7 protein-coding genes are annotated in these 7,914 nt (G+C 61.0%); 3 read left to right on the top strand and 4 right to left on the bottom strand.

From position 1 onward, the window contains the following. Positions 1-26: 26 nt before the first annotated feature. Positions 27-2,042 carry an excinuclease ABC subunit UvrB gene (gene uvrB, locus QZR30_RS22510; RefSeq protein ID WP_043047516.1) on the bottom strand — a complete coding sequence of 672 codons (2,016 nt, stop codon included), beginning with the start codon at positions 2,040-2,042 and terminating at the stop codon, positions 27-29. 343 nt (positions 2,043-2,385) lie between these two features. Between uvrB and QZR30_RS22505 the strand changes: the two genes are divergently transcribed. Together QZR30_RS22505 and QZR30_RS22500 are read left to right on the top strand one after the other, a co-directional pair. Continuing rightward, positions 2,386-3,582 (top strand): amino acid aminotransferase, encoded by a 1,197-nt coding sequence (locus tag QZR30_RS22505; protein WP_043047517.1) that lies wholly within the window; start codon positions 2,386-2,388, stop codon positions 3,580-3,582. A gap of 99 nt (positions 3,583-3,681) precedes the next feature. Further along, complete coding sequence (locus QZR30_RS22500) at positions 3,682-3,891, top strand: hypothetical protein (protein WP_043047518.1); 210 nt, start codon at positions 3,682-3,684, stop codon at positions 3,889-3,891. 122 nt (positions 3,892-4,013) lie between these two features. Here the strand turns inward: QZR30_RS22500 and ptrR are convergent, their stop codons facing one another. Then, positions 4,014-4,886, bottom strand: coding sequence for a putrescine utilization regulator PtrR (gene ptrR, locus QZR30_RS22495; RefSeq protein WP_046068948.1), 873 nt, complete (start codon positions 4,884-4,886; stop codon positions 4,014-4,016). Between the two features lie 103 nt (positions 4,887-4,989). Between ptrR and QZR30_RS22490 the strand changes: the two genes are divergently transcribed. After that, complete coding sequence (locus QZR30_RS22490; protein WP_046068949.1) at positions 4,990-6,381, top strand: aldehyde dehydrogenase family protein; 1,392 nt, start codon at positions 4,990-4,992, stop codon at positions 6,379-6,381. 47 nt (positions 6,382-6,428) lie between these two features. On the opposite strand, the gene QZR30_RS22485 is transcribed toward QZR30_RS22490, so the two are convergent. Together QZR30_RS22485 and QZR30_RS22480 are read right to left on the bottom strand one after the other, a co-directional pair. After that, a complete protein-coding gene (locus QZR30_RS22485) occupies positions 6,429-6,734 on the bottom strand; it encodes a protealysin inhibitor emfourin (RefSeq protein ID WP_046068950.1) in 306 nt (101 codons plus the stop codon). A gap of 28 nt (positions 6,735-6,762) precedes the next feature. Continuing rightward, positions 6,763-7,824, bottom strand: a complete 1,062-nt coding sequence (locus QZR30_RS22480; RefSeq protein ID WP_046068951.1) for a M4 family metallopeptidase — start codon at positions 7,822-7,824, stop codon at positions 6,763-6,765. Between the last annotated feature and the right edge of the window lie 90 nt (positions 7,825-7,914).

The raw sequence follows: 7,914 nt of genomic DNA, 5'->3' as shown, positions 1-7,914 counted from the left end.
GATGAGGCCAGTAAAGCCAGCGCAAATCAGACCGTCAGCAACCGCTCACGCAACTTGCCAATCTCATCGCGCGTCTGTGCCGCCGCCTCGAACTCAAGATCGCGCGCCAACTGGTACATCTTCTCTTCCAGTTGTCGAATGCGCTTGGTGATTTCACTCGGCGAACGCAGTTCGTTCTCGTACTTGGCGCTTTCCTCGGCGGCCTTGGCCATGCCCTTGCGCTTCTTGCTGCGCGAGCCGGGCACGGTGGCGCCTTCCATGATGTCGGCAACGTCCTTGAACACGCCTTTGGGGATGATGCCGTTTTCCAGGTTGAACGCGATCTGCTTGTCGCGACGCCGCTGGGTTTCGCCAATCGCCCGCTCCATGGAGCCGGTAATGCGGTCCGCGTAGAGAATCGCGCGGCCATTGAGGTTACGCGCCGCACGGCCGATGGTCTGGATCAGAGAGCGTTCCGAGCGCAGGAAGCCCTCTTTGTCCGCATCCAGAATCGCCACCAGCGACACTTCCGGCATGTCCAGGCCTTCGCGCAGCAGGTTGATCCCCACCAGCACATCGAAGGTACCCAGGCGCAGGTCGCGGATAATCTCTACCCGCTCCACGGTGTCGATGTCCGAGTGCAGATAGCGCACGCGCACGCCATGGTCGGCCAGGTAGTCGGTCAAGTCTTCGGACATACGCTTGGTCAGGGTGGTGACCAATACGCGCTCCTCCAGGGCGACACGCTTGTTGATCTCCGAAAGCAAGTCATCGACCTGGGTCAGCGCCGGGCGGATTTCGATTTCCGGGTCCACCAGGCCAGTCGGACGCACCAGCTGCTCGATGACGCGGCCGGCATGCTCGGCTTCATAGTTACCGGGCGTGGCGGACACAAAGATGGTCTGCGGGCTGATGGCCTCCCATTCATCGAAGCGCATCGGTCGGTTGTCCAGTGCCGACGGCAGGCGGAAACCGTATTCCACCAGGGTCTCTTTACGCGAACGGTCGCCCTTATACATGGCGCCCACCTGCGGCACGCTGACGTGGGACTCGTCGATCACCAGCAAGGCGTCCGGCGGCAGGTAATCGTAGAGGGTTGGCGGCGGCGCACCGGACTCGCGACCCGAAAGGTAGCGCGAGTAGTTTTCGATGCCGTTGCAGTAGCCCAGCTCCAGGATCATCTCCAGGTCGAAGCGGGTGCGCTGCTCCAGGCGCTGGGCTTCCACCAGCTTGTTGTTGGAACGCAGGTATTCCAGGCGCTCGGCCAGCTCGACCTTGATACCCTCGATGGCGCCCATCAGGGTTTCCCGCGGGGTCACGTAGTGGCTTTTCGGGTAGAACGTGAAGCGTGGCAACTTGCGGATCACTTCGCCGGTCAACGGGTCGAAGGCCGACAGGCTTTCGACTTCATCGTCGAACAGCTCGATGCGAATCGCTTCCAGGTCGGATTCCGCCGGGTAGATATCGATCACATCGCCGCGCACCCGAAAGGTAGCGCGGGCGAAGTCCATGTCGTTGCGGGTGTACTGCAGGCTCGCCAGGCGCCGCAGCAGTTCGCGCTGGTCGAGTTTGTCGCCGCGGTCGACGTGCAGCACCATCTTCAGATAGGTTTCCGGGCTGCCCAGGCCGTAGATGCACGACACCGTGGTGACGATGATCGCGTCCTTGCGCTCCAGCAAGGCCTTGGTCGCTGACAGCCGCATCTGTTCGATATGGTCGTTGATCGATGCATCCTTCTCGATAAAGGTATCGGAGGACGGCACGTAGGCTTCGGGCTGGTAGTAGTCGTAGTAGGAAACGAAGTACTCCACCGCGTTGTTCGGGAAGAACGCCTTGAACTCGCCATACAGCTGCGCGGCCAGGGTCTTGTTCGGCGCCAGCACCAGGGTCGGGCGGTTGATCTGGGCGATCACGTTGGCGATGCTGAAGGTCTTGCCTGAACCGGTCACCCCGAGCAGCGTCTGATGGGACAGACCGGCCTCGATGCCTTCGACCATCAGGCGAATGGCTTCCGGCTGATCGCCGGCGGGTTCAAAACGGGTGACGAGCTGGAAATCCGACATAACGTACCTCGTGTAGTCACCCCAGACTCAACACCGCCAGGGACGAAATAGCTCAGCAACCCGCGATTAATCATCGCAGGTTGCAGGAAAAAACCATGATAGCTGTAGAAGTGGTGACGAATGTGATGGGTTTCAAGGCTATCCTCCTACAAGACCTTTCCCTTCAATGTTGCAATAAGACTAACGGTCAACAAATAAACCGAAAAACATCGCCGAAAAGCCGTTTCGGTTGTCGCCCTCAGCCGTGATGGCCTCTATACTAGCTCCCCGTTTGTGCACCGCTCTAGTGCATTCGGCTGGAGCGCGACACGTCCCTCCCTTCCCCCATAGAGCTGCCGCAAAAATGAGCCTGTTTTCCGCTGTCGAAATGGCACCACGCGATCCAATCCTGGGCCTCAACGAAGCATTCAACGCCGACACACGAACCACCAAGGTCAACCTTGGTGTGGGCGTTTACTGCAACGAGGAGGGGAAAATTCCACTCTTGCGTGCCGTTGCCGAAGCGGAAGCCATTCGCGTGGCGCAACACGCCGCCCGAGGCTACTTGCCGATCGACGGCATCGTGGCCTACGACCAGGCCGTGCAAAAGCTGTTGTTTGGTGCTGAATCCCCCCTGCTGAGCGCTGGCCGCGTGATCACCGCCCAAGCGGTAGGTGGCACTGGCGCGCTGAAAATCGGCGCTGACTTCCTCAAGCAATTGCTGCCCAATGCCGTGGTCGCCATCAGCGATCCGAGCTGGGAAAACCACCAGGCGCTGTTCGAAAAAGCCGGTTTCCCGGTGCAGACCTACCGCTACTACGACGCTGCAACCCACGACGTCAACCGCGCCGGCCTGCTCGAAGACCTCAACGCTTTGCCCCCGCAATCCATCGTGGTGCTGCACGCCTGCTGCCATAACCCGACCGGCGTCGACCTGAGCCCGGCCGACTGGCAAAACGTGCTGGAGGTGGTCAAGGCCAAGAACCTGGTGCCGTTCCTCGACATGGCCTATCAGGGCTTTGGTGATGGCATCCACGAAGACGCCGCTGCCGTACGTCTGTTCGCTGAATCGGGCCTGACTTTCTTTGTGTCCAGCTCGTTCTCCAAGTCGTTCTCCCTGTACGGTGAACGCGTAGGCGCGCTGTCGATCGTCAGCGAGTCCAAGGAAGAAAGCGCGCGCATCCTGTCCCAGGTCAAGCGCGTGATCCGCACCAACTACTCCAACCCGCCGACCCACGGCGCGGCCATCGTTGCAGCTGTGCTGAACAACCCTGAACTGCGTGCCCAGTGGGAAGCCGAACTGGCTGAAATGCGCTTGCGCATCCGCGGCATGCGCGAACAGATGGTGGCTGAGCTGGCCAAGGCGGCTCCAGGCCATGATTTCAGCTTCGTCGGTCGCCAGCGCGGGATGTTCTCCTACTCTGGCCTGACCGTTGAGCAAGTCACCCGCCTGCGCACCGAGTTTGGCATCTACGCCCTGGACACCGGGCGTATCTGTGTGGCGGCGCTGAACCAGTCGAACATTGGTGCGGTCACACAAGCAATCGTTCAGGTGCTGTAAACCTGCTGGCGTTGCACAGAAGGGGGAAGCCATGGCTTCCCCTTTTTTGTGTCCAGCCCCTAGACTGAACCTTGACCGCCCCTTTGCTGTGAGAGCCCTATGAGAAACGACGACCTGGACCTGCGTGCCGACCGCGACGAATTGCACGATTACGCCCCACGTGCACCGCAAGCCAAACGCCAGAAGAGCCTGGTGCTGCAAGTGGCGCTGGGGGTGTTCCTCGGTGGTTTGGCGTTGTGGCTGGTGCAACTGGGTGCGACGGCGATCATGGCCAAACTGGCCATGGGCACCTTCCAATTCGGCGGCTGATGAAGAACAAAATGTGGGAGGGGCGGTGCGACGATTCGACTTGCTCCCGATTGCAGTCTTTCAGCCAAGTATTCGTTAGCTGAAACATCGCTATCGGGAGCAAGCCCCCTCCCACATTGAACTCAGGCGGCTGCCAGGCCGCGTTCTTCCAGCAGTTTTACGAAACTGTTCAGGCTCTGTGACACAGTGCCCCGGCGCCAGATCAGCCAGGTATTCAGTAAGCGGAAGCTGTCCGTCAACGGCCACACACTCACCGCCGCACACCCCGGCATACTCTCAAGCATGCTGCGCGGCATCAGCGCCAGCCCGGCCCCGGCGCTGACGCAGGCAAGCATGCCGTGGTAGGACTCGATCTCGAAGATCTTGCCCGGCATTGCGCCATCCTGTGAGAACCAGCGCTCGAAGTGGTGCCGGTACGAACAGTTGGAGCGAAACGTATAGATGTTTTCGCCATTCACATCCTGCCCGCGGGTGATCGGCGCGTGATGCAGCGGCGCAATCACCACCATCTCCTCTTCGAACACCGCCACGCCTTCCAGGGTGGAATGCAGCACCGGTCCGTCAACGAAAGCCGCAGTCAGCCGCCCGGACAACACGCCTTCAATCATGGTGCCCGACGGTCCCGTACTCAGGTCCAGCTCGACCTTGGTGTACTGCTGGTTATACGCCGCCAGCAAGGCGGGGATGCGCACCGCTGCCGTGCTCTCCAGGGAGCCCAGGGCAAACGCACCTTGGGGCTCCTCCCCCGCCACCGTAGCGCGGGCCTCTTGCACCAGGTCGAGAATACGCCGCGTATAACCGAGGAAATTCCAACCGGCCGGGGACAGGCGCAAACGGCTTTTCTCGCGGATAAACAACTCCACGCCCAGGTCCTGTTCCAATTGCTTGATGCGCGTGGTGAGGTTTGACGGCACCCGATGAATCAGCTGCGCGGCAGCGCTGATGCTGCCTTGCTCGGCAACGGCCTTGAAAATTTCCAGCTGCACCAGATCCACTTCATTCTCCAATCGTGAATGTATTGCTTAATATTATTCAGTTTCCAGAAACGATACAGCCCCGTACGCTGGCCCCATTCCACTTATTCAGCCGGACGGTGCCATGAACGCAATGACCCACCAGACCCACGCCTTGTCGATCAACCCCGCCAATGGCGAAACAGTCGCCAGCTATGCCTATGAAACCGCGGCACAGTTGGACGCCGCCCTCACCCGTTCGGCCAGCGCGTTCCGCACTTGGCGCCGCCAGCCGGTCAGCCAACGCGCAGAATTGCTGCTGGCCCTGGCCGCCGCCTTGCGCGGGCAAGCCGAAGCCATGGCGCAAATGATCACCCTGGAAATGGGCAAGCCCATCGCCCAGGCCCGCGCCGAGATCGAAAAATGCGCCCAACTCAGCGAGTGGTACGCCGCTCATGGCCCGGCCATGCTCGCCCCTGAGCCGACCCTGGTGGACAACGGCAGCGCCCGGATCGAATACCGCCCGCTGGGCCCGATCCTCGCGGTGATGCCGTGGAACTTCCCGGTCTGGCAGGTGCTGCGCGGCGCCGTGCCGACCTTGCTCGCCGGCAACACCTACGTGCTCAAACACGCGCCGAACGTGATGGGCAGCGCCTACCTGATCCAGCAAGCGTTGCGCACAGCCGGTTTCGCTGAAGGCGTATTCGAAGTGATCAACGTGACCCAGGACGGCGTGTCCAGCGCCATCGCTGACCCACGTATCGCCGCCGTGACCCTCACCGGCAGCGTGCGCGCCGGTATCGCCATTGGCTCCCAGGCCGGCGCCGCGCTGAAGAAATGCGTGCTGGAACTGGGCGGCTCCGACCCGTTTATCGTGCTCAACGACGCTGACCTCGACGCTGCTGTGCAAGCCGCCGTGATCGGCCGTTTCCAGAATAGCGGCCAAGTCTGCGCCGCCGCCAAGCGCCTGATCATTGAAGCTGGGGTGGTAGAAGCCTTCACCGCCAAATTCCTTGAGGCCAGCCGCGCCCTGATGATGGGCGACCCGACATTGAACACTACCTATATCGGCCCCATGGCCCGCTTCGACCTGCGCGACGAACTGCACGGCCAGGTCCAGGCGACCCTGGAAGAAGGCGCGACCCTGCTGCTGGGCGGCAACAAAGTCCCAGGCGCGGGCAATTACTATGAACCGACCGTGCTGGCCGGCGTCACCGATCAGATGACCTCGTTCAAGCAGGAATTGTTCGGACCCGTGGCGTCGATCATTACCGCCCGCGATGCCGAGCATGCTGTGGCCCTGGCCAATGACAGCGAGTTTGGCCTCACCGCCAGCATCTTCACCACCGACTCAGCCAAGGCCCGCGATATTGCCGAGCAACTGGACACCGGCGGGATATTCGTCAACGCGTTCAGCGTGTCAGACCCTCGGGTGGCGTTTGGCGGTGTGAAGAAAAGCGGGTTCGGCCGCGAGCTGTCGCACTTCGGCGTACGCGAGTTCTGCAATGCGCAGACAGTATGGCTGGACCGCAAATAGCCAGACAGGGGCGACTGCGCTGGCTGCGCAGCAACCCCAGTCGTGCATCAACTGCGGATATGACGGCGCACGCACTGCACCAACCCTTCCAACGCCTGCGACTTCACCGGCGCGAGCACACAGACCGTGTGCTCACGCTCGCCCTCCGCCACTGTCAGGGTGTAGTGCACTCGGCCGGGGTTTCCGGCTTCGGGAACGGTGCTTTGTGGCAACTGAAAAAAATCCGAAGCTTCGATCAGTTGCCGCAATTCCTGCTGGTCCGGCTCGGGTAGCTTCTCCAGCTCTACCGTACGCGGCTTGGCCAGCCCCGGAAAATACGCCGCCCCGCCGCTTTCCTTGATTGAGATTCGCATAGCTGTTCCTCGCCGCCCAAGCGGCTGGTCAAACGTTGATGCCCACGGCTTTCCACCCCTCCTTGACCGCTTTCTGTTCATCCTTGTTCGCGCCGTAAAGACGCCCGGCTACATCATAGGTAATACGCGCAAAACGCAGGAACCCCGAGTTCGGTCTCAGCCGCGCATCCCGCAGTGCGTCATACCAGATGCGCCCTGCACGCTCCCAGGCGAACCCGCCAATCTTGGTCGCCACCTGATAGAACGCGTGGTTGGGAATGCCGGAATTGATATGCACCCCGCCATTGTCCTCGTATGTCTGTACAAAATCATCCATGTGACCCGGCTGCGGGTCCTTGCCCAGCAGCTTGTCATCAAACGCAGTGCCTGGCGCCTTCATCGAGCGCAGGGCCGTGCCCTTGATCTTTTTGGTAAACAGCCCTTTGCCAATCAGCCAATCAGCCTCCTCGGCGGTTTGCTTCAACGCATACTGCTTGATCAGTGAGCCGAACACGTCGGACAGCGACTCGTTCAACGCGCCGGACTGGTTGAAGTACATCAGCTTGGCCTCATCCTCGGTAACGCCATGGGCCAACTCATGGCCAATCACGTCGAGCGCCACGGTAAAGCGATTGAATAACTGCTGGTCACCGTCGCCGAAGACCATCTGGGTCGAATTCCAGAACGCGTTGTTATAGTCCTGGCCGAAGTGCACCGTGGCGTCCAGGGCCATGCCGGCATCGTCGATGGAATTGCGGTCGAACACCTGGTCAAAAAAATCGAAGGTGGCGCCCAAGCCGTCATAGGCTTCGTCCACTGCGGCATCGCCGCTGGCAGGTTGCCCTTCGCCGCGGATCAGCTTGCCAGGCAGGCTGTCGGTGTTTTCAGCGCTGTAGATCGAGCGCTGTTTCTCGGCGCCCATGGCCAACGCCATGCGGGCTGGGCCCTTGGCAGGTACGGCGACCATGCGCAAGGAGCGGAACGTGCTGTCCTTGGCGCGAGTGCGTAATGCGACTTCCCGTTGGGCTTTATCCCCGTGGCGGGCGATCTGGTCGAGCATATAGGGTGGGATCAGACAGAAAATCGGGTTGCGCGGCTGGCGAACACACATAAGCTGGCTCCTTTTTGGCGTGTGATGAACGTCCGGTAGCGGTTTCAGGATAGACCTGTGTTCGCCACCTGGGCCAAATTGTCATGAGTT

Source organism: Pseudomonas sp. rhizo25 (genome assembly GCF_031931935.1).
Classification (GTDB): domain Bacteria; phylum Pseudomonadota; class Gammaproteobacteria; order Pseudomonadales; family Pseudomonadaceae; genus Aquipseudomonas; species Aquipseudomonas synxantha.
The sequence above is the reverse complement of the archived record's forward strand: the minus strand, read 5'-3'. Positions and strand labels throughout refer to the sequence as shown.

What these genes read in the sequence shown, in the direction of transcription:
- QZR30_RS22500 (WP_043047518.1), top strand. Translation starts at nt 3,682, where the DNA reads ATGAGAAACGACGACCTGGACCTGCGTGCCGACCGCGACGAATTGCAC.
- QZR30_RS22485 (WP_046068950.1), bottom strand. Translation starts at nt 6,734, where the DNA reads ATGCGAATCTCAATCAAGGAAAGCGGCGGGGCGGCGTATTTTCCGGGG.
- QZR30_RS22505 (WP_043047517.1), top strand. Translation starts at nt 2,386, where the DNA reads ATGAGCCTGTTTTCCGCTGTCGAAATGGCACCACGCGATCCAATCCTG.
- QZR30_RS22490 (WP_046068949.1), top strand. Translation starts at nt 4,990, where the DNA reads ATGAACGCAATGACCCACCAGACCCACGCCTTGTCGATCAACCCCGCC.
- uvrB (WP_043047516.1), bottom strand. Translation starts at nt 2,042, where the DNA reads ATGTCGGATTTCCAGCTCGTCACCCGTTTTGAACCCGCCGGCGATCAG.
- QZR30_RS22480 (WP_046068951.1), bottom strand. Translation starts at nt 7,824, where the DNA reads ATGTGTGTTCGCCAGCCGCGCAACCCGATTTTCTGTCTGATCCCACCC.